This is a genomic window from Limosilactobacillus sp. (assembly GCF_022651205.1).
GTDB lineage: Bacteria > Bacillota > Bacilli > Lactobacillales > Lactobacillaceae > Limosilactobacillus.
In genome coordinates this window covers 16,980-39,039 of sequence record NZ_JALCQI010000006.1, presented here as the reverse complement: position 1 = coordinate 39,039, position 22,060 = coordinate 16,980, and the positions used below count along the sequence as shown (strand labels likewise).

Annotated in this window: 17 protein-coding genes and 2 other annotated features; all 17 genes read right to left on the bottom strand. The window is 41.0% G+C overall.

The features are described 5' to 3' along the window. Positions 1 to 36 precede the first annotated feature (36 nt). Positions 37 to 1,335 (bottom strand): EF-P 5-aminopentanol modification-associated protein YfmH, encoded by a 1,299-nt coding sequence (gene yfmH / locus LKJ51_RS02680; protein WP_291980086.1) that lies wholly within the window; start codon positions 1,333 to 1,335, stop codon positions 37 to 39. A gap of 5 nt (positions 1,336 to 1,340) precedes the next feature. After that, complete coding sequence (gene yfmF, locus LKJ51_RS02675; protein WP_291978874.1) at positions 1,341 to 2,594, bottom strand: EF-P 5-aminopentanol modification-associated protein YfmF; 1,254 nt, start codon at positions 2,592 to 2,594, stop codon at positions 1,341 to 1,343. 184 nt (positions 2,595 to 2,778) lie between these two features. Then, positions 2,779 to 3,621 (bottom strand): amino acid ABC transporter substrate-binding protein, encoded by an 843-nt coding sequence (locus LKJ51_RS02670; RefSeq protein WP_291978875.1) that lies wholly within the window; start codon positions 3,619 to 3,621, stop codon positions 2,779 to 2,781. Between the two features lie 16 nt (positions 3,622 to 3,637). Beyond that, complete coding sequence (locus LKJ51_RS02665) at positions 3,638 to 4,285, bottom strand: amino acid ABC transporter ATP-binding protein (RefSeq protein ID WP_291978877.1); 648 nt, start codon at positions 4,283 to 4,285, stop codon at positions 3,638 to 3,640. A 15-nt stretch (positions 4,286 to 4,300) separates the two neighbouring features. After that, positions 4,301 to 4,948, bottom strand: a complete 648-nt coding sequence (locus tag LKJ51_RS02660) for an amino acid ABC transporter permease (protein ID WP_291978878.1) — start codon at positions 4,946 to 4,948, stop codon at positions 4,301 to 4,303. Positions 4,949 to 5,120: 172 nt separating this feature from the next. Beyond that, positions 5,121 to 5,352, bottom strand: a binding site (T-box leader). Positions 5,353 to 5,401: 49 nt separating this feature from the next. Beyond that, positions 5,402 to 5,938 (bottom strand): rod shape-determining protein MreD, encoded by a 537-nt coding sequence (mreD, locus tag LKJ51_RS02655; RefSeq protein WP_291978879.1) that lies wholly within the window; start codon positions 5,936 to 5,938, stop codon positions 5,402 to 5,404. Between the two features lie 13 nt (positions 5,939 to 5,951). Further along, positions 5,952 to 6,800, bottom strand: a complete 849-nt coding sequence (gene mreC / locus LKJ51_RS02650) for a rod shape-determining protein MreC (protein ID WP_291978880.1) — start codon at positions 6,798 to 6,800, stop codon at positions 5,952 to 5,954. 87 nt (positions 6,801 to 6,887) lie between these two features. After that, complete coding sequence (locus LKJ51_RS02645) at positions 6,888 to 7,892, bottom strand: rod shape-determining protein (RefSeq protein WP_291978881.1); 1,005 nt, start codon at positions 7,890 to 7,892, stop codon at positions 6,888 to 6,890. A 141-nt stretch (positions 7,893 to 8,033) separates the two neighbouring features. Next, a complete protein-coding gene (locus tag LKJ51_RS02640; protein WP_291978882.1) occupies positions 8,034 to 8,675 on the bottom strand; it encodes a JAB domain-containing protein in 642 nt (213 codons plus the stop codon). Positions 8,676 to 8,741: 66 nt separating this feature from the next. Next, the gene (locus tag LKJ51_RS02635) at positions 8,742 to 10,052 is read right to left on the bottom strand and encodes a bifunctional folylpolyglutamate synthase/dihydrofolate synthase (RefSeq protein WP_291978884.1); all 1,311 of its coding nucleotides are present in this window, start codon (positions 10,050 to 10,052) and stop codon (positions 8,742 to 8,744) included. 345 nt (positions 10,053 to 10,397) lie between these two features. Continuing rightward, entirely contained in the window at positions 10,398 to 11,615 is a 1,218-nt protein-coding gene (locus tag LKJ51_RS02630) for an NAD(P)/FAD-dependent oxidoreductase (protein ID WP_291978886.1), read from the bottom strand. Between the two features lie 60 nt (positions 11,616 to 11,675). Continuing rightward, on the bottom strand, positions 11,676 to 13,415 hold the full coding sequence (gene cydC, locus LKJ51_RS02625) for a thiol reductant ABC exporter subunit CydC (RefSeq protein ID WP_291978887.1): 1,740 nt from the start codon (positions 13,413 to 13,415) through the stop codon (positions 11,676 to 11,678). Beyond that, positions 13,415 to 15,133: a thiol reductant ABC exporter subunit CydD gene (gene cydD / locus LKJ51_RS02620; protein WP_291978888.1), complete on the bottom strand. Its 1,719-nt coding sequence runs from the start codon at positions 15,131 to 15,133 to the stop codon at positions 13,415 to 13,417. Before cydD ends, cydC begins: the two co-directional genes overlap by 1 nt. Positions 15,134 to 15,138: 5 nt before the next feature. After that, entirely contained in the window at positions 15,139 to 16,155 is a 1,017-nt protein-coding gene (gene cydB / locus LKJ51_RS02615; protein ID WP_291978889.1) for a cytochrome d ubiquinol oxidase subunit II, read from the bottom strand. Continuing rightward, positions 16,156 to 17,571 carry a cytochrome ubiquinol oxidase subunit I gene (locus LKJ51_RS02610; RefSeq protein ID WP_291978890.1) on the bottom strand — a complete coding sequence of 472 codons (1,416 nt, stop codon included), beginning with the start codon at positions 17,569 to 17,571 and terminating at the stop codon, positions 16,156 to 16,158. 284 nt (positions 17,572 to 17,855) lie between these two features. After that, complete coding sequence (locus LKJ51_RS02605) at positions 17,856 to 20,513, bottom strand: valine--tRNA ligase (RefSeq protein ID WP_291980085.1); 2,658 nt, start codon at positions 20,511 to 20,513, stop codon at positions 17,856 to 17,858. 56 nt (positions 20,514 to 20,569) lie between these two features. Next, positions 20,570 to 20,789 (bottom strand) — a binding site (T-box leader). Positions 20,790 to 20,838: 49 nt separating this feature from the next. Then, positions 20,839 to 22,059 (bottom strand): tRNA uracil 4-sulfurtransferase ThiI, encoded by a 1,221-nt coding sequence (gene thiI / locus LKJ51_RS02600; RefSeq protein WP_291978891.1) that lies wholly within the window; start codon positions 22,057 to 22,059, stop codon positions 20,839 to 20,841. Position 22,060: the final 1 nt, after the last annotated feature.

Below are 22,060 nucleotides of genomic sequence, written 5' to 3'. Positions count from 1 at the left end.
TGGCATTCCATTAATAATTATTAAGAAACTCTTGGATTAACGGTGCTGGGGAATAATTTGGAATACAGAAATTCCCTGTGAAACAATGAATCGCTTTGCAACATCATAAAGATCGTTTAACCCGATCGAGCGAAGTTCCCTAATCTCATCCATTAAATTAGCACCATCAAATAGCTTCCCTGCGTAATGGTTTGCCACTGCTTCAGGTGAATCTAGTAGACCAATTAAACGCCCAATCTCGGCATTCTTAATTCCATTAAATCTCGTTCTTGCGGCATCAATCTGTTGATTGGCGCTTTCTAAAATTGCGATCACTTCGTCCGCAAAACGTTCCATTTGATCCGTATCAGAACTAAAGTATGCAAAGTAAAAGTCGCGTTGCATTTCTAGATTATATGCAAAAGAATCATCTAGGATCTCGTTATTGTATAGGCGCAGGTAATTATCCGAAGTATCATCAAATAGCACATCCAATAATAAATCGATTGCAAGTTTATAATGCAACCGTTCATGACCATCTTCCGGCATCTCTATTCCCCGCAAACCAACAATTACTTTTGGTCGGGCAACGTCCATCGTTAGGGACCTAAACGGAATGACATCATGGGCTGTTGGATCATTTAGGTTAAAAAGTCGTTCTGGTTGAGTTGCAGGCAGAAATTGACGCCGAGATTGGTTTGACACTACCCAATCTAACGTTTCATTTGGGTCAACATTTCCAGCCAAAATGAGGTTCATGTTGCTTGGTTGATAAAATGTCTTGTACGTTTCCATTAAGTATTCAGGTGTTATCTTACTAATGCTATCAACGGTTCCTGCAATATCAATGTGCATTGGATCATGTGGATAGAGGTTACCCAAGATTCCTAAATACAGCCGCCAAGATGCATCATCATCGTACATCTTGATTTCTTGACCAATAATCCCCTGTTCTTTTTTAACAGTCTCTGCCGTAAAATACGGGTCTTGGACAAAGTCAAGCAAAACATCTAAGCTCTCATGGACGTGGCTAGTAGTTGAAAAGAGGTAGCTTGTCTGGGTAAAACTGGTAAAGGCATTTGAATCAGCACCCAACTTTCCAAATAAGTCAAACGCATCATGATCTGCCTTTTCAAACATCTTATGCTCAAGGAAGTGGGCTATTCCATCTGGAACTTTAATTGCTTCCCGCTTATCATAAGGGACAAAATGATTATCAATTGAGCCAAAATCAGTAGTAAAGATCGCATACGTTTTATGGTAACCAGTCATTGGTACCACTTGTAAAGAAAGCCCATTATCTAAAAGTTGCCGGTAGACTGGTTGATTAAATTCTTCATAAAATTCTTTATTCATATAATTTATTTTTCACCACTCAATAAATAGCTTGCCTGTAATTTAAGCATCGATGCAACTTTCATTACATCATCCCTTGTAACTCGTTTAACTTGTTCTGCAAAGTCCACCTGTTCAGGTAACGAAAGCAGCTGGTTTACAAGGCGGTGCTCTAAGATATTATTTGCTAAGTCAAATCCTGCATAATGTTGGTTGATTAGCGCATCTTGTACCTCACACATTAATTCAGCCGTAAAGTTACCATTTTGAAGCTCGTCTACTTGTTGCTGAATCATCGTTGAGGCAGTCTGGTAATCTGCGGACTGAATACCAGTTTGAACATTGATTAATCCCGAAAATGGTGCAAGTCGACTTGAGGCATAGTAAGCAAGACCTGCTTTTTCACGGACGTTCGTAAATAGTTTAGAGTATGGCGTTCCACCAAATAAGCCATTAAAGACTAAAGCTGCAGGGTATAATGGGTCACGATAATAGATTGGCAAATGGTAGCCCAGATCCAGTTTTGCTTGGTTAACTTGTTGCTGCTCCTTACGAGTAACCACGTTCTCATGGCTCTTCTGAAAGTAAAAAGGTGGCTGAGGAAGTTCTATTTCCCGATCTTTAAACGGAAGTCGCCCGATTATTGCACTTGCCTTTTCAGGATCAACATCCCCCAAGACAAAGATATCAACCTTATCCTGGTTAATCATTTGTTGATAAGTCTCTACTAAGCTTCCCGGTGTACAGTAATTAAGATCCATCTTTCTTCCGAAACTAGGGATCTTCATCACTGAGTCATCTGCGTAATAGAGCTTTAGCAACTGCTGGTTAGCATAAAACTGCTTATCATCGTACAGTGCCGTAATCGTACTAGCAAGATTATTTACCTGAAGGCGAAAAGTTGGACTATCAAATTCCCCATCATCAATTAACGGGTGAAATAGGATCTGGTTAATTAACTCGATAATTTGAGTAAATAACTCTTTTTGTGCTAACTGATCATTAATAAAGCTTGAACGTAATCGAACGGTGTGTAATTGACCAATTCGGCCAACACCAATCGAAGTAAATGTCCCGTATAGTTTGGCCATCTGACGGGCAAGTGCCGTTTGTGTCGGATAAAGGTGGGTACTTGTCTCTAATAGATTAGCAAGGAGGTTCCTTGCTGTGGCATTCGTAGTTGTCTGTGGTGTCGCAAAGTCAATCAAGATATGGGTCATCTTGAATTGCTTTGTCGGAATGATGTGCAGATCGACACCTTTAGCAAGACGATAATCCACTGATATATCTCCCTTCCCCAATGTAATTAACATTATCTCTCGAAATTAAACATACTGGTTAATGATACTTTATCACGCCCCAAATTACAAACTTTGGCTAAAATTAAAGCCCATCAAAAATGAGAACCCTAATACCTGGCAAAAGCTTCCATTAGGATTCTCTTTTCTTATATTTTTTGGTGCATTAGTCTGCACCAAGGTAATTGCTGTTTGTTCCAAACCACTTCTGGTTGATTTTCTTCAGTTCGCCGTTCTTTTGCAACTGGCCTAAACCAGCATTAATTTTTCGTTGCAATGTCTTGTCGCCTTTTCTCATTCCAACTGCGTAATATTCAACTGGAAGAGCGCTGCTTGAATAGGTCCGGTACGATGAACTATCTTTCTGGTGCTTAATGTAGTAATCAGCATACACTTGATCCATCAGAATTCCCTGAATTCGATTTGCATTCAAATCAATAAAAGCATCTGGAAAAGTATCATATAAAACAGGCTTCTTGTTCTTAATCAAATCCTTTAAGACTTTTGGTCGTTCATCCAGTGCGGTTAGTCCGGTAGATCCATTTTGTACCCCTAAGGATTTTCCTTTCATCCCCGCAAAATTCAAGATATTCGAGGATTTCTTAGTAACCAAAATTTGTTTGTTTTTTAAATAAGGACGACTAAACGCAACCTTTTTGCGTCGTGCGGGGTTAATCGAATAACCATTCCATAATAAGTCAATTGTCCCGTTTTTCAGTTCGGTTTCCTTCATTGACCAATCAATCGGCTGAAAGTCAGCCTTAATTCCATACTGCTTAAAGACTGCTCGAGCTAAATCAACGTCATATCCCACCAGCTTACCGTTTTTCTGGCGAAAGCCCATTGGGACAAAGCTATCATCCAAACCAATAATAACCCGCTTCCGCTTTTCGATTCGGTGCCAAGTATCCTGGGTATTTGCCCGTTGAGTAACATTTTCACAGCCTCCAAGAACAATAACTGGGGCAATTAGCATTAGGAGGACTAGCCAATATTTAATTTTTCGCATAGCATCCACCTCTTGTTTAATCTTGATTCTGGTCGATTGGGTTAACCTTGAGTAAGTCGTCAGCAATTTCTTCAGCAAAGTCCAAATCGTGGGTCACAACGAGCTGTGTTACACCACCCTTTTTGAGTGAAAGGATGATATTTGCAACTTCTTGACGGAGGTTCGGATCAAGGGCTGAAGTTGGTTCATCATAACAGAGAATCTTAGGCTTCATTGCCAAGGCACGGGCAATAGCAACCCGTTGCTTCTGTCCCCCAGATAGTTGCCAAGGATAAAGGTCACCTTTTGTTGATAATCCTAACTCGCCTAACAGCTTTTTAGCATTCTTTACTGCAGCTTCCTTTGACTCTTTCAAGACCATTGTTGGTGCCAACGTGATATTTTCCATCACTGAAAGATTAGGGAAGAGGTTAAAGTCTTGAAAGACAACCCCAATTACCCGATCAGATGCTCCAGTTCCTTGGGGATCAAATGGTTGACCATCCATTAGAAATTCACCGCTATCAGGTGTATCTAGTCCCGTAATGCACCGTAACAAGGTCGTTTTCCCTGCTCCAGAAGGACCAACTATGCATAAGATTTCGTCATCCCTAACGGTAAGGTTAACGTCATCTAGAATTACTCGTTCACCAAAACTCTTTTTTAGATTTTTAACTTCTAACATTGGCAATTCCTCCCTCTACTTAAAGTATGAATACCGCTTTTCAACTTGGCGTAAAATCAATGTACAGATACCAACAAGAAGCAAGTAGATTAAACCAACAAGAAGCAATGGAACTAAGGTAACATCTCGTGAGGTTGCAACATTACCGGCACGAAGAAGATCGCCAAGACCGATAACGTAAACCAATGATGAATCCTTAACCAGGTTAATAACTTCATTTCCAATTGAAGGAATCACAATTTTAACAACTTGTGGAATAATAATCTTCCGAACTGTTTGCCAGTAGTTTAACCGTAATACCTTTGCAGCTTCATATTGACCGACGCTAACCGATTGGAAACCACCACGAAAAATTTCTGCAAAATAAGCAGCGTAATTAAGAATAAAGGCAACTAAGGCTGCATCGTACCGTTGGAAAACGATTCCAATAATTGGCAACCCGTAAAAGACGAAAATTAATTGCAAAAGCAATGGGGTTCCCCGCATCAGCCAGACATAAATCTCAAGAATCCATTTAAGTGGCTTAATTTTTGAAGTTAATCCCAGACTAACAATAATTCCTAAGGGGATCGAAAGAATTAACGTCCAAAAGAAGATTTGAAGTGTTAGTCCTGCCCCCTGAATAAGTGAAGGTAATATTTGCGAAATATAATTAAATGACATTTAAAAGCCTCCTTAAATTTCAAAAGCAGTAAACAAAAATGTCCCCTTAAACTATCCCTAGTTTAAGAGGACGAGCAAGTCGTGGTTCCACCTCAGTTTATAATTACTTCACAGTAACTACCTCACGAGTTCAATCTCAGGAAAAGGAAAACGCCCTCACAGTCTCATCGACTATGAGGGCGTTTTACGCGGTTCCACCTCATGTTGTTGTTTTCTCACAAAAACAACCTCAGTAAGTTCATTAATTAAACTCCGCGCTGTAACGGGCTACCCCGGATCCACCTACTTAATTCAACGGATCAACTTGCAGATGTGATTCAAGAAAACTAACTCATCCGCTTCCCATCATCACGAACTTTCTTTAGGGTTAGTTAATTCTTTACTAGTCTGTTCATTGCCTTTTGATATTGTCATGTATAGTACACTTGATATTTAACTTTGTCAATCCTTTTTCTAAGACTTTTTAGTTTTTAAAGCCCAAGTATAGATAGATTGAATTGGCCAATAAAGGACAACAAAATAAACTAAGTTAAGGGCAAGGGTTGGTGCCAAAGTATATATAAGGAAGTCCCCAACGTTCATGTGGGTGATCCCAACTAATGAGTATGCCCAATAGGTTAGTGTTATAAAGGCCAAAATATCAATAAAGAAGATCATGATAATTGTCAAAAACGATTGACTAAAGTATCTCGAAAGAATTTTAGTAAGTTCGACAATTAACGGAAAGAGGAAAATATCTAATCCCAAAATACCGGTGAAGTAAACGTCAAAGACAATCCCTGCCAAAGCTGCAAAGGGGATCAATGGGATCTCAATGTTCTCTTCAAAATAGTAAGATAACACTAGCCAAAGCAAAACTAATTCACTCATCATCGAGTAAGGATAACTGAAAAATAACTTTGACCAAACATTACTCAATGCACCATCTAAAAATAATGCGATAAAAAGTCCAAGCGGAAATACATACCTTAATCGCGATAATCGATACATAAGCTCACCTCGATTAAGCCGGTTCTGCAACCGTTACAATGTTAACATCATTCAGGTCAGCAGCAGGTTTAATGTAAACCTTTTGAGCTAGTCCATAGTCATCTTTCCCCACACGGGTTACACGACCAACGTACAAGCCCTTAGGAGTCACTCCACCCATACCGCTAGTCATTACCTTGGTCCCCTTCTTTAACTTAGCTTTGGAACTAACCTGTCCCATTACCAGTTCATCTGTCGAGGCATTGTAATCGGTAATAATTCCGTTAACGTTTCGTCCATTCGAACCATCAATAACGACAGCAAAGCGGTTAGCTGATTCACCAGTATTACTTAATAGCTCAACCTTACTATTAGTTTTATTTACCTCACTAATCCGACCAATTAAGCCACTACCACTCATTACAGGCATATTTTTCTTGATTCCGTTAGATTGGCCTTTATTAATTACCAATTGCTTTTGCCATGACGAAGGAGTCCGCATCATTACTGAAGCAGTAATCGTGTTGTAATCAGTTAATGACTTATTCAGCTTCAACTCTTGCTTGAGTTCTTTATTTTCCTTCGCCAAAGTCTGATCGCGGACCTTGGTTTGTGCTAAATCTGTTACCTGTTGCTTTAGCTCACGATTCTCTGAATACGTGTTCATTAATTGACCAACAGAACTAAAGCCCCCCTGAACTGCATTCACGGGGAGAGCGACGATCCTGTCAACAAAACCGACAATATCATTTCCAAATTGTTGGATCAAGGGTGGGGTGTCTCGGCGGTTACGCATCGAAACCGAACCAGCCATCAACCCAAAACAAGCAATTAAAATTAGCACAAGGATAACAAGCCGTCGATTGGAAAAAAACTTGCGCATTTTATTCCTCCAGCATTACGTTACTAAGTAATAAGAAAGAGCTGGACAAAACAAATCGTTTTGCGACCAGCCCCATCCAATTACTTATTACTTCTTTTTCATTACATCGATACTCTTCAATGATTCACCAGTACCGGTTGCAACACAATCAAGCGGATCGTTAGCAATAAATACAGGAACCTTTGTAGCATCAGCAATTACATCAGGTAAGTGCTTCAATAGTGCACCACCACCAGTGAGGACGATTCCATGGTCAATAACATCAGCAGCAATTTCTGGTGATGTTTCTTCCAACGTTCCCTTAATTGCATCAATAATTGAATTAACAACATCTTGCAAGGCAACTGAAACATCCTTTGCGGATACTTCCATGGTCTTTGGCAATCCAGTTACTAGATCACGACCACGAACCTCAGTCGAACCCATTTCACTAGCAGCATCAACTGAAGCAGAACCAATGTCCCACTTAATCTTTTCGGCAGTCCGTTCCCCAATTAAGAGGTTCATGTTTTGCCGAACATATTGGGCAATGGCATCGTTCATTTCATCCCCAGCCATCCGAATTGAACGACTAGATACGATTCCCCCAAGAGAAATGGTAGCAACATCAGTAGTCCCACCACCAATATCAACAACCATACTTCCGGTTGGGTCCATTACTGGAAGACCTGCACCAATTGCAGCAGCAAATGGTTCTTCAATAACGTAAGCGTCTCGAGCCCCCGCAACACGGGTAGCATCAATAACAGCCCGCTTTTCTACTTCAGTAATTCCGCTTGGAACACATACCATAACGTATGGCTTCCCGTTTGAACTACCCAAAGCCTTTTCAATGTAATACTTCATCATTGCAACGGTCGTATCGTAATCAGCAATTACTCCATCCTTCATTGGTCGAATGGCTGTAATACTGCCTGGGGTCCGACCGATCATATCACGAGCATCTTTACCAACAGAAATAACTTCGTTGGTCTTAGTATTCCGAGCAACAACTGATGGTTCACGCAATACGATTCCTTTGCCTTCAACATACACAATTGTGTTTGCTGTTCCGAGGTCGATGCCAATATTTTTGGTTCCGATTCCTAGCAATCTGCTTCTTCCCTTCATTTAGTAAATTAATTTTTATCTAATATCGAGCATATTATACCATAGCAAAAAGCCATATACGAACTTTAATATACATAATAAATCGACCGAAAAGACTAATTTACAAATAAATTAACGTTTTCTTTAACTTTTTGGCCCATCATCTTTTCGAAATGCCTGGTTTTCTCGCCAACTAAAGTAATTGTCTCGAGCAACAATCAGAAAATCAAGGAAGGTCAATCCCAAAAGCTTGCACCCATTCTCTAATCGTTTAATCATCGCCATATCAGCTGCTGAAGGTTCAACGGTACCAGATGGATGGTTATGAACTACCGCTATTCCATGAGCCGACTGCAATAAAGCCCGACGAAAAATCTGATCAGGATAAACATTGCATTCACTTAGGCCACCCACAAACATCTTTTTAATATCAATAATATCGTTATGGATATCAGTACCAACAACGAACAAGCTCTCTTGGCTCTCGCCGCTCAACCGATCCATCATTTCGGTACTTAGCAGCTGACTCGAATATGCATGACCAAGTAACGGCGCCTTGCTGCGAACTACCAGCGTTCCTAGTTCAATTGCCGCTAATAAAAGTTCCATTTGCTCGCCGCCATTGTCGAGTAGTTCTTCTTTTTCATCGCTTGTCATATTCTTAACCGCAACCGGAGTCGGATAACGTTTAACGAATTGTCTAAAAAGAACATTACCCTCCTCGCTACCGTCAATTAAGAAGCGACCAACAAGTTGTAAATAGTGAGTTGATTCTGCTGAAAACATAAATAAAAAATCTCCTTTTTCCCATTCTATTTATATATAACGGAAAAAAGAAAGATTTGCACTAATTTATTTTAAAATTTTTCGAATTTCTGAAATAAAGTAAAGAGATCCCGTTACCAGCATAACATCATCCGAGCCTAATTCTTGAGATAATTTAACAAAGCCACTTTGCCAATTTTCAGCAATCTGTACTGGATACTTAGTTTTTAACTCACTAATAACGTCAGCTAAATTCGCGCTTGGCCTTTTAGGGCCGGGACCGGAAAAGTTAGTAACCATCAGGTGAACATTCCCCAGACTTGCAAGTTCACCAAGCATTAAATCGTACTGCTTGTCAGCAAGAATTGCGACCAAAATATATATTTCACGATCACTAAAATCATCACGAAGCGTTTTTACCAGTGCTTGCATTCCCGGAAGATTATGGGCGCCATCCAACAATACTGGAGGTTCATCAATCACTAACTCCATCCGACCAGGCCAGCTTGTTGTCATCAAGCCCTTTTTGAGATCAGCGACGTTGATCGGAATCCCCAGCTTGGTTAAGGTTAACTGGGCTGTTGTTATCGCTATCGCTGCATTTCCCACTTGGTAGTCACCAGCTAGGCTTAAGGATGCGTGAAATTGGTGGAGCTTTCCGCCATTATATTCAATTTCAGCGTTAACTGCATGCTGGTTAACCTTCCTTGCAGAAAATTCTTTTCCTAGCTCATATATTGATGAATGTTTTTCCATTGCTGTCTTCAAAATGACATCTCGCGCTGAGTCAGGAAGTTGACCAATCACCGTCGGCACGCCTTCCTTAATAATTCCGGCCTTTTGATCAGCAATCTTTGCTAGGGTATTTCCTAAGTATTTCATGTGATCCCAGCCAACAGTCGTAATTACACTAACCAACGGCAAGATTACATTAGTCGAGTCATAGCGTCCGCCAATTCCAACTTCTAAGATAACTAAATCAGGCTTTTTTTCGGCAAAGTAACAAAACATAATCGCAGTATCAATTTCAAATTCAGTTGGTCCACCAGTCGCCAATTCTTGATCTAATTGATGAACCACCGGCTCGATCTTCTGCGTAATCCTAGTTAAATCCGCGTCACTAATCTGTTCCGCATTTAATTCAATTCGTTCGTTAAAACGAGTAATAAATGGTGACGTAAAACTCCCAACGTTCAGTCCAGAATCAATCAGCATTTTACGAAGCATGGCAACGGTTGAGCCCTTACCATTAGTCCCCGTTACATGAACATATTTCAAGCCATCTTGTGGATTCCCAAGCCGTTTTAAGAAAAGGCGCATCCGGTCTAGCGTTGGAATCTTCTTAAATTTTGTCCGACCATGAATAAAGTTCAAGGCATCAGCATATGACTCAATCATTTTATCTTCCTTCTTCTAATAGCTTATTAATACCACATCTTACCATAGATTAAGGTATCGGAGGGTGAAATCCGCAACATAATAAAAACAACCTAAGATTAGTCCAGAACGAAAATAATCTTAGGTTGTTTCTTAATTTTAATGGAGCTAGCTATTGAATGCAACGTAGCTGAGATCGGCTCAGCCTAACCTTCCTCGAGCTAGTTTTAAATGCGGCATAGTCTAAACATGCTTCGTCCGAGTTTCCTAGAGCTAGCAACCTCCTTCCTAGGCGCAAGTCGCCTTCGTCAGGAGAAATTGCTAGCCTTCCGGAAACTCTTCGGGGCGAAAGCACTCTCTTCAATTCTAATGATACAAATCAAAACGGCCCTTGGCAAAGAGTTCTTTTAGACCACCAACTTCGAGGAGTGAACGGTTAGCAATCATTTTCTTCATGAATGAACCGATGTATCCCTTAACTTCGTGGCCCATGGCAACACCAAAGCCACGTGTGTTACCAACGGAGGCAACGGTACCAAGTGACTTGTAAGTGTAAGGTTCGCTTAGACGTTCGCCCTTTTTAATCCGGGAAGCCAAGTCTTCTGCAGCATAATCAGCCATTGAAAGGGCCAACTGTGCCGTTGTTGGATATGGACGAGGAGAACCTGGTGCCATTACAGCGGCCACATCCCCGATAATGTAGAGGTCGTCATGATCAGGATCGTTCAAGTGATCAGTAACAACAACCCGACCACGACGTTCGTTAAATCCTGATTCAGCCATTACTGGACTACCACTAACACCGGTTGTCCAAATGATGGTACCAGCGGTCATTGATTCATCACCGTTTCCACGACCATGTTGGTAAATAACCGTGCTTGGCTTAATCCGTGAAATCAAGCAACTAGTGTGCAAATGAACACCGAGTTTCTTAACAAGGGCAACACCATAATCTGCTAAGTCTTGGTTAAACATTGGCAAGAGTCGTTCTGAAGCTTCAATAAGGTCAATTTGAATATCTTCAGGATTTACTCCGGCAAGTTGAGCATAGCGAGGACGTGCATCAACCAAAGCTCCCGCCAATTCGATTCCGGTAAAACCAGCACCACAAACGATAATCTTCAAATCGTCTGGGTTCTTGGTGATCTTGTAATCCTTCATCTTGTCGATAATGTGACTGTGAATTTCAAGTGATTCCTTAACGTTAGTCATTTGGAGAGCATTTTCCTTAGCTCCTTCAATCCCGAACGTTTCGGAAGTGAAGCCAAGACTAACAACACAGTAATCATAATCTAATGGCTGTTCACGATGAGCTAATTCAACCGTCTTGTCATCAGGGTTAATCTTAACAACTTCATCTTGAATGAAGGTGGTTACTTTAGAGTCAATTAAATCACTAACCTGGTAAGAAATCTTTGCAGGAGGAACGTTTCCCGCAGCAACTTCATGGAGGTCAGTTGCTTCATAGTGGTAGGTGTTCTTGTCAACTAACACAATCCGTCCTTCACCTTTTAGCTTCTTTTGGAGGAGGACAACTGTCTTCAAGCCAGCATAACCAGCACCCAATACAACAATCTTCTTCATAAATAATTCATCCCCTATTTAATTACTAGTATAGAACATTATCAGTAAACTATCCTGTTTTTACAAACCTTGATCTGCTTTTTTCAACTTTTGATAGTGAGTATTATTCTTCCACAATTCTTGTGGTGTCCCACTCATTGTTATTTTACCATTTTCAAGGAAGATTACGCGATTCATTGCATCGATTCCCTGTAAATGGTGAGTGATCCAAATAAGTGTCTTTCCGGCTAATTCGTTCATAAAAGTATCAATTACCTGTTGCTCCGTTAATGGATCAAGACCAACAGTCGGTTCATCAAGAATAACAATTGGAACGTTCTTCAGGAGGATCCGGGCCAATGAGAGCCGGTGCCGTTCACCACCAGAAAAGATAAGACCAGCTTCACCAATTTTGGTGTTCAGTCCTTCAGGTAATTGACGAATTTTCTGTTCAAGGCCAACCCGCTTCAAGACGTCCCAAACATCATCCTCAGTAGCATTTTCGTTACCCAAACGAATATTATTCAGGACGGTCGTATTGAATAAGTATGGCGACTGGTGAACAACGCCAATGTAATCAGCAATCTGGTCACCAAACTGGTCGGTTTCCTCATTATTGATGGTAATCTTTCCGGCAGTCGGTTTAAGGTCTCCACGAATTAAGCTTGCTAAGGTACTCTTACCGGCACCGCTCCGTCCAAGGATCGCGAGCTTTTCACCTGGCTTAATGTGAAGGTTCAGGTTATCAATAATCAGCTTAGATTTAGCCGAATACTTAAAACTAAGGTTATCCACATTAATCTGGTATGGAGCATTAATCTGTGGGCTCTTCTTTACTGCCGTGCTTGGCTCTGGCAGACTATTTAACCGGTTCAAGGAGTCGGTATAAACATTTGTTTGTTGAGCTGCTGCTGGTAATCCGGCTAACGCTTCGTCCAACGGGAAAACACAAAGGACAAATGCGGCAATCCAGTTTGCACCCCAATGTCCACCAAAGTGAGCTGATCCCCAAACCACCAATGATATAACTATTAGTAAAATCATCATTTGGAGAACAAAGTCACGTAGGTTATTAAAGCGATGCATTGACTTTTGCGAACTCAAAAGCTTCTTCTCATCCACATCGTGACGCTGGATATACTTTGCCGAATTTCCAGAAAGGACCCAATCAGTAATTCCCATTACGTTATCAGTAAGATCAGAGTAAAGCCGATTGGTTGCTTGCTTTTCTTGCTCCTGTCGTGCCCCATTAACCAAGATTGACCACACTGGAATACCAAAAATGATTAACCCAAATAAGATTAACATTAGCAATCCCATCCATGGTGTTAAAGCACCAAGCGCGATGACAATGATTAGGTACAAGCCACAAGCTACTAGCATTGGAAAAATAGTTCTCAAATATAAGTTTTGAATGTGGGCAACGTCTTCGGAAAGCAAGCCTAAAATATCACCAATCCGGTACTTACTATTGAAAAACACGGCATCTTTTTCAAGTGAATCATAGAGCTTTTTCCGGAACATCGAGGTCATCTTAAACACCCAGTTATGGCTGGTAAGTCGTTCAGCATAGTGAAAAACCGGTCGAAAGATCCCGAACGCCCGAGTTAAAACAATTGGGACATAAACAAGTAGAATGTTAAACGGCATCGTTGCACACTTACTGATCAGGTAACCGGCCGTAAACATCAATCCACCAGCACAGACGAACGTTAAGATCCCTAACATAATTGCTAAAGTCAACGTCCACCGATATTTCTTTAGAAAAGGACGTACCCAGCGATCATGACGGAGGGCTTTTAATAATGGAATTTTATTCATCATTTTTCCTCCTTTGAACGGTCAAATACCAAGTCTGTAAAGTAACCTGGTTTGGCCATTAATTGATCATAGGTTCCCTGCTCAATCACTTGACCATGTTTCATCACAACAACATAGTCCATTTGCTTCATCCAGTGGAGACGGTGAGTAGCAAACAGGACCAAGTGATTCTTCATAATCGGGATCATCCGTTCCTTTAATTCTAGCTCGGTTTCAATGTCCAGGTGAGCAGTTGGTTCATCTAAAATTAAGATCCGACGAGAATGATCCAGGAAGGCCCGTGCTAACGCAATCCGTTGCGCTTGACCACCACTTAGTTGCCGATGTCCCTTACCAATCATCGTGTCAAGGCCATCCGGCAATTCTGCCACTAATGAGGTTAAACCCATAATTTCAACGGCTTGATTAACCTGCTCTTGGCTAACATCTGGCGTATAAAAACTAATATTATTGCGTAAAGTATCATCAAAGATATACGGATCCTGAGGGATATATATAATTTGTTTTTGCCAGTCTTCAATATTTAATGTCTTAACTGACTGTCCCTGAATTTTAATTGTCCCTGCCGTTGGCTGAAGGAAGCCCCCTAATAAGTTAATCAAAGTTGTCTTCCCTGCACCACTCATACCAACAATTCCGACTTTCTGAAAGCCATGAAGGTGTAAGTTAACAGGCGCTAATTTGCTTCCGTGCTCGTATTGAAATTCGACATTTTGTAATTCGAGCTGACTGTTTGCCTGCCATTGTTTAATATCAACGTGTGGCTCTGGCGGAACTTCTTCTTGCAAAATCTTTTCAACAGCATGAAACGAATTTTTTCCGTTAAGGGTCGCATGATAATCATTGGCAAAGTTACGAATCGGCATGAAGTACTCCGGAGCTAAAATTAAAATCCCTAAAGCTGGGAAAAGTAGCAGCCGGCCGTCGATTAATCGTAATCCAAGGAAGACCGCCAAAACGGCAATCGAGAGGGTTGTGAAAAAGTCGAGAGCAAAGGTTGATAACATTGCAACCCGAATAACACTCATCGTCGACTTTCGGAAACGTTCACTTGAACGGAAAATACTCTTTGAATACTTTTTACTCAAGCCGAAGTACTTTAATGTATCAATTCCCCGAAGTGAATCAATAAAGTGGTTTGATAGCACCTGGAAACTAGCGTACTGGCGGTCAGCTTTTGCCTTCGCCGCATAACCTAAAATAATCATGAAAAGAATGATTAACGGGTACACGAGTAACATTACCAGACCGGATATCCAATCTAGCCAGAAGCAAACAATTAACAGCATTACCGGGATAATCATCATGCTAACAAACTTGCTAAAAAGGAGGTTAATATAGTTTTCTACTTCAGAAATACCATCTAGAGTTAACGTAACAATATTTCCCGTCCCCTGTTGTTGAACAAGTTGGGGGCCCAACTTAAACAATTTTGCCAATAACTGTTGACGTAAAGATTGCGCGGTCTTTCGTGCATAGTTGTCAAGCAGAATCGTATCAAGCCAATTAATAATATGCCGTCCCGTAAAGCAAGCAATAAATGTAGCTAGCCAGGTCCATTCATGAATCAATGAGTGACCCGACCAAAGGTTAGTTAATAATAAAGCTAAAGAAATCGCTTGACCAATGATAAGAAAAGCTTGTAGGACGTAAAACCCTACAAGCTTTATCATGATCTGTTTGCTCCCCTTAAGCGTGAAGAGTAATCGATCAATCATAGTGCTTACTTAGCCTCCGTAACTACTGGCATTGCAATCCGCTTCCGGAAGATCCAGTATGCCCAGATCGTGTAAGCAAGAACAAATGGCAATAAGCAGCATGTAGCAATTGTCATTACTGTCAATGTGTACTGAGTTGATGATGCATTCTGAATTAATAAGTCATAACGTGGGCTAATTGAACTGATTAGTACCCGTGGGAATAAACCAATAAATAGTAATGCAACCAGTGCAACTAACGTTAAACCACTAGAAATAAATGCGGTCAATTCCTTACCCTTAATAGCAGCAACTTGAGCAATAATAGTCAAAACAACCATCACAACTAATAGTGTAATTATTGCTACTGGGTGAACCTTGATGAAGTCAGTCATAAAGATAAGCATCAAGGCGAAGACAATTAATCCAAGATAGAGAACCCAGTATAAGAATTGTGCAACGTTATTTGCCCGTTGACGAATATCTCCCGCGGTCTTCAATGCGATGTAGTTAAGTCCATGAAGGTAAGTTAAGAGTGTTAATGCAACACCACCAACAACTGAGAACCAGTTAATGTAGTCAAAGAATGTTGCGTGGAAGTTACCATTAGCATCAATTGGCATTCCTTGGATCATACTAATAAACATAACCCCGAGGAAGAATGGTGCCATAAAGCTACCAAGTCCAAGTGCTCCATCCCAAATCCGTTTCCGTGGCATTGGTGACTTTGAACGGAATTCGAAAGAAACACCACGAATAATTAGGCCAACTAGGACAAGCATCAGGATAATGTAATAACCACTAAATAGGCTCGCGTACCAATATGGGAAGGAGGCAAACATTGCCCCACCAGCAGTAATTAACCAAACTTCATTACCATCCCAAACAGGACCAATTGTCCGAACCATTTGGTCTCGCTCAGCCTCATCACTGCTTAGCGTAACGGTTGCCATTCCAACTCCGTAGTCAAATCCGTCCAGGAAGAAGAAGCCGGCAAAGAGAACGCCAATCAGGAAAAACCATAATAATTGGAGAAAACTCATTTAGAACGCCTCCTTATCGAATGGATCAAGAACCTTCTTGAATTTTGGCTCTATCATTTGAGTTGGATCCTTCTTAAGTTCGTGAACAACTAAACCGATCATTGTAATTGCCAAAACGGTAAAGAGGACGAAGTAAACGATGTTCGACGTTAATAATGATGCTACCGAAACGTTTGGCGAAACACTTTCTTGAATCGTAAAAAGTCCGTAAACCGTCCATGGATCACGACCAAATTCAGTAACAAACCATCCAGCAGTGTTAGCCATAAATGGTAGGAACGTCGTCAAAGCAAGGATCCATAACGTCCACTTGTGCTTGTACAGATATCCGGACTTTTCTCGGCTCATAATCAAGCCAACGAATGAAACTAAAATAATCCATGCAGAAATTGCACACATAATCCGGAAACTATAGAACAATGTGTTTACTGGTGGATAGTAATCAATATTCTTACCATACTTCTTCTTAAACTGAGCATTCAGTTCATTCATCCCGGTAACTGCACCAGTCGTCTTGTGGTAAGACAAAATACTTAACATATCAGGAATATCGATATTATCTTCAACCTTATGTTCTTTCGTATTAGCAATTCCAACTACTGTCCATGGCGCATGCTTACCAGTAGTAGTGTAAACATCTTCAGTGGCAGCAAACTTCATTGGCTGTTCCTTAACAAGGTACTGCATCTGCATATCACCAAGAACTAAGCCAAAGATTGCAAAGATCAGTGATATCCACAAGCTAAGATGCATTGTCTTCTTGTAAATAGTCCGTGCTTCACTAGAAAGTTCACGCTTCTTTAATAATTGAAAGGCAGTTAAGCCAGCGAAAATAACGCCACCCATCATAATGGCATTCAAAATCACGTGACCGAATTCAAACCATAATTGTGGATTCTTCAATAAGGCACCAAAATCAACCATTGTTGCTCGGCCACCACGAATTGCGTAGCCAACTGGATGCTGCATAAATGAGTTAGCAGTTAAAATCCAAAGAGCTGAAGTAAGTGAACCAAAACTGGTCATCCAAATAAAGAAAGCATGGAGTCCTGGCTTTACTTTATCCCAAGTAAAGATCCAAAGACCAATAAACGTAGATTCAATAAAGAATGATAGCAAAGCTTCCAAGGCTAATGGAGCACCGAAGATATCCCCCATAAACCGAGAATAATCAGACCAGTTCATCCCAAATTGGAACTCTTGAATAATACCTGTAACAACACCGACAGCAAAGCTCAACAGAAAGATATTTCCCCAGAACTTTGTCATTTTTTTGTATGATTCATTCTTAGTATGAACATACATTGATTCCATAATGGCAACAATAAACGCTGTTCCAATTGTAAATGGAACAAAGAAGAAGTGGTATACCGTCGTCATTGCAAACTGAAATCGTGCAAGACTAAGAATACTCATAACAAAAACCTCCCTCCAAAGTAATAATGTACGTGAAACCGTTATCTTGTTTCATTCATCTTTAATCATAATACTATTGATAAATAATTACAATTTTTATTACTAATTATTTCAATCTTTTTTCAAATCAAATCGCTTGAATTTGCTGTATTCTTCATCTTATCAAATGATATGTAATTTAGAAATTAACGGTAAAAAAATAGGGCCAGAGAGTAAGCAAATGCTTATTCTCTGGTCCCATTTAAGCCTTCAATAATAAATATTTTTTGTAATCCGGCACATAACTAAGCATCCTGCAGTGAAGCTAAACGATCCTTTGCTGCATCAAGCTTTTGCTGCCATTCCTTAGCCTTTGTCCGTTCTTCTTCAACAACCTTCTCAGGGGCGTTCTTAATAAAGTTCTCGTTGCCCAGCTTCTTTGAAGAACGTTGAACTTCCTTTTCAAGGTTAGCAATTTCTTTCTTCATCCGCGTTCGCTCTTCATCCAGGTCAACTAATTCCGCCATTGGAATATCAACTTCGGCTCCAGTCAAGATCCCGGATAAGGCTAGTTTAGGAGTCTCAACGTCAGTACCAATAGTTAGCTTTTCAGGATGGCAGAAGCGATCAATGTAATCCTTGTTTGCCTCAAAGATTTCGCCAAGGTGATCGTTTTCAACCTTAATAATCAGATCAACTGGCTTTGACATTGGTGCATTCGCCTGGTTACGGATGTTCCGAACAGCAGTAATCAATTCAATCAGGTGACTCATCTGTTCAGTAGCAGTTTCATCATCAAATTCATCATGGGCAACTGGGTAATCAGCAACCATAATTGACTTACCATCATGTGGCATTGATTGCCAAAGCTTTTCGGTAACAAATGGCATAATTGGGTGCATCAACTTCAGAATTTGGTCGAGAACATAACCAAGAATGTTCTTTGTGTTGGTCTTCTCTTCGTCGGTCCCGTTATTTAACTTCTCCTTGGTCATTTCGATGTACCAATCACAGAAGTCGTTCCAAATAAAGTTATACAATGCTCGACCAGCTTCACCAAATTCAAACTTCTCGAATTGAGCATTAACCTGCTTAACTGTTGCATTCAAGCGGCTTAGGATCCACCGGTCTGCCAAATCCCACTTATCCTTATCAGGAAGAACGGGTGCCGGCATTTCACCAAGGTTCATGATAACGTAACGACTAGCGTTCCAAATCTTGTTAATAAAGTTCCAAGCGGCATCCATCTTTGTGTAGCTAAAGCGGATATCTTGTCCAGGAGTAGAACCGGTAATTAAGAACCACCGTAATGCATCAACACCATACTTCTTAATCACGTCCATTGGATCAATTCCGTTACCAAGAGACTTACTCATCTTCCGTCCCTGTTCGTCACGAATCAACCCGTGGAGAAGGACATTCCTAAATGGTGCCTTACCGGTAAATTCTAGTGATTGGAAGATCATCCGGGAAACCCAGAAGAAGATAATGTCATACCCAGTAACCAAGGTGTTGGTTGGGAAGTAGCGTTTGAAGTCAGCAGAATCGGTATCTGGCCAGCCCATTGTTGAGAATGGCCAAAGAGCACTAGAGAACCAAGTATCAAGGACATCCTTATCTTGTTCCCAATTTTCGGCATCTTTTGGTGCTTCCATTCCAACGTAAACTTCGCCGGTCTTCTTATTGTACCAAGCAGGAATCCGGTGTCCCCACCATAATTGACGGGAAATAACCCAATCATGAATATTTTCCATCCATTGGGTAAAGGTATGTTCAAACCGTCCCGGAATAAAGTTAACCCGATCATCAGTTTCCTGGTTCTTCAAGGCGGCTTCTGCCAATGGCTTCATCTTAACAAACCACTGGGTTGAAAGACGGGCTTCAACTTGAACACCAGTCCGTTCTGAGTGACCAACTGAGTGAACAATTGGGTCAATCTTCAACATGTAATCTTGATCCTCAAGATCCTTCACCATGGCTTTCCGGGCTTCAAAACGATCCATCCCTTGGTACTTACCGGCATTTTCGTTCATTGAAGCATCTTCGTTCATGGTGTTTAATTCTGGAAGATTGTGACGCTTACCAACTTTAAAGTCGTTTGGATCATGGGCTGGAGTAATCTTAACCATCCCAGTACCAAAGTCTGGTGTTACGTAATCATCGGCAATAATTTCAATTTCCCGGTCAACTAACGGAACACGGACATGCTTACCAACCAAGTCCTTGTAACGTTCATCATGAGGGTTAACGGCAACTGCTTCATCCCCGAACATTGTTTCTGGACGAGTAGTAGCAATTTCAATGTAATCCTTACCGTTAAAGGTCGTGCCATCAGTAAATGGATACTTAACGTGGTAGAAAGCACCTTTGTCGTCCTTGTGAATAACTTCAATGTCTGACAAGGCAGTCCGTGCTTGTGGATCCCAGTTAATAATGTAGGTTCCCCGGTAAATCAAGCCCTTCTTGTAAAGTTCAACGAAGACCTTGCGAACAGCCTTATTCAATCCCTTATCAAGGGTAAACCGTTCCCGATCGTAATCAACGGAAATCCCCATCTTAGCCCACTGCTTGTGGATAATATCGGCATATTCGTCTTTCCAATCCCAAACTTGTTGGACAAACTTTTCCCGACCTAAATCATAACGAGAAATTCCTTGCTTACGAAGACGGGCTTCAACCTTGGCCTGGGTAGCAATTCCAGCGTGATCCATCCCTGGAAGCCAAAGAACATCGTATCCTTGCATCCGCTTTTGACGGATAATCATGTCTTGTAAGGTCGTATCCCAGGCATGACCTAAGTGTAATTTACCAGTAACATTCGGTGGTGGAATAACGATCGAATATGGATGTGCCTTTTTATCGCCACTTGGCTTGAATAAGCCTTGATCAATCCACCATTGATAACGACCAGCTTCAACAGCAGTGGGGTCATACTTAGTGGACATTTCTTTATCTGTACTCATTGAGTAGTCCTCCTCTAAGATATTTTACGTTGAAAAGAAAAGAACCCGTCCTAAGTATATAGGACGAGTTCCGCGGTACCACCTATTTTAGGCTACACTGACTGTGTAACCTCACTCATTCATTTTATAACGGTAAAATGAACCGTTCCAACCTACTATTAGTTCAGCCAGAGTGCTACCAAATTACTTTCATTAATTATCATCTAGGAACTTCTCATCAACCGTTCCCTTTCTGTTAAGAAGATAACCAACTACTCTTTTGATCAACGCATTTACTATTTGTTTGTTATGATAGCCAATTTAAAAACCAGCGTCAAGCAGAAGTTTAAAGAAGTTCAGCAAAAACATCCTCATTTTGATTCAAGAAGTCTTCGCCTGAGTGAATTTCCGTAATTTCAATTCCATCAAGCGCACGTTTAATTAGGCCGTCAATGTCTAAGCGTTCTTCGTATTTACGTGTCTTTTCAAGGTTTGGCTTGGTCTTTGGCGAAGGTGGTGTAAAGACAGTACAGCAGTCTTCATATGGCAAAATCGAAAGATCGTAAGTGTCAATTTTCTTCGCTACATCGATAATTTCGGTCTTATCATAAGAAAGCACTGGCCGTAATACCGGCAAACTAGTAACATCGTTAATTACTAACATACTCTCCATTGTTTGCGACGCCACTTGTCCCAAGGATTCACCGTTAAAGATCGCCAAGCCATGCCGTTTCATTGTAATCGCCGCTGCTAACCGAAGCATCATCCGCCGTTGAACAGTCATCAGGTAACCTTCTGGAATCTTCTCCTTAACGGTTTCCTGAATTTCAGCAAACGGCACCTGAATAAAACGAATACTCCCGCTATAACGAGCAAGCTTACTGGTTAATTGCTTGGCCTTAGCAAGTGCCTGAGGGCTAGTGTACGGCGGACTAAAGAAGTGAACCATTTCCATGGAAACACCACGCTTCATCCCTAGGTATGCTGCAACTGGTGAGTCAATCCCACCTGAAAGCATCATCATTCCTTTACCGGCAGTGCCAACTGGAAGTCCTCCCGCACCCTTAATCGTTTCACTTGAAAGGAAGATCCCGTTCAAGCGAATCTCAACCCGGATGGTTAAATCTGGGTTATGAACATCGACCTTTAACAAGTCAGGAAACTTTTCTAAAAGGTAGCCTCCTAATCGATCATTCATTGCAAACGTATCAATTGGAAATTTGTGATCCGACCGTCGGGTATTAATCTTAAACGTAACTGGTGATTTAACCTGTTCCCGAACCATCTGTTCAGCTGCTTTTGCGGTCGCTTCAAAGGTCTTTTCAACCCTAATTGAAGGAGAAAAGTTCTGAATTCCAAAAACATCCTGTAACCGATCCATGACCTGGTTATAGTCAGCACCATTTAACTCAACGTGAAGACGATCACGTTGGGCATGAACCTTAACCTGTTCAAAGTGGTGAAGGGCTTTACGAACGTTTGCTCCCAGACGATCAATGAAATTTTTCTTGTTATGGCCCTTAGTCGATAGTTCGCCATACCGGACCATAATCTCAGTGTAATCCACT

Excerpts from the sequence above, each read along its gene's own strand:
- cydD (WP_291978888.1), bottom strand. The coding sequence starts at position 15,133 with ATGATTGATCGATTACTCTTCACGCTTAAGGGGAGCAAACAGATCATG.
- LKJ51_RS02635 (WP_291978884.1), bottom strand. The coding sequence starts at position 10,052 with ATGATTGAGTCATATGCTGATGCCTTGAACTTTATTCATGGTCGGACA.
- LKJ51_RS02665 (WP_291978877.1), bottom strand. The coding sequence starts at position 4,285 with ATGTTAGAAGTTAAAAATCTAAAAAAGAGTTTTGGTGAACGAGTAATT.
- LKJ51_RS02605 (WP_291980085.1), bottom strand. The coding sequence starts at position 20,513 with ATGAGTACAGATAAAGAAATGTCCACTAAGTATGACCCCACTGCTGTT.
- LKJ51_RS02610 (WP_291978890.1), bottom strand. The coding sequence starts at position 17,571 with ATGAGTATTCTTAGTCTTGCACGATTTCAGTTTGCAATGACGACGGTA.
- cydB (WP_291978889.1), bottom strand. The coding sequence starts at position 16,155 with ATGAGTTTTCTCCAATTATTATGGTTTTTCCTGATTGGCGTTCTCTTT.
- cydC (WP_291978887.1), bottom strand. The coding sequence starts at position 13,415 with ATGAATAAAATTCCATTATTAAAAGCCCTCCGTCATGATCGCTGGGTA.
- mreC (WP_291978880.1), bottom strand. The coding sequence starts at position 6,800 with ATGCGCAAGTTTTTTTCCAATCGACGGCTTGTTATCCTTGTGCTAATT.
- yfmH (WP_291980086.1), bottom strand. The coding sequence starts at position 1,335 with ATGAATAAAGAATTTTATGAAGAATTTAATCAACCAGTCTACCGGCAA.
- LKJ51_RS02670 (WP_291978875.1), bottom strand. The coding sequence starts at position 3,621 with ATGCGAAAAATTAAATATTGGCTAGTCCTCCTAATGCTAATTGCCCCA.
- mreD (WP_291978879.1), bottom strand. The coding sequence starts at position 5,938 with ATGTATCGATTATCGCGATTAAGGTATGTATTTCCGCTTGGACTTTTT.
- LKJ51_RS02630 (WP_291978886.1), bottom strand. The coding sequence starts at position 11,615 with ATGAAGAAGATTGTTGTATTGGGTGCTGGTTATGCTGGCTTGAAGACA.
- LKJ51_RS02660 (WP_291978878.1), bottom strand. The coding sequence starts at position 4,948 with ATGTCATTTAATTATATTTCGCAAATATTACCTTCACTTATTCAGGGG.
- LKJ51_RS02640 (WP_291978882.1), bottom strand. The coding sequence starts at position 8,675 with ATGTTTTCAGCAGAATCAACTCACTATTTACAACTTGTTGGTCGCTTC.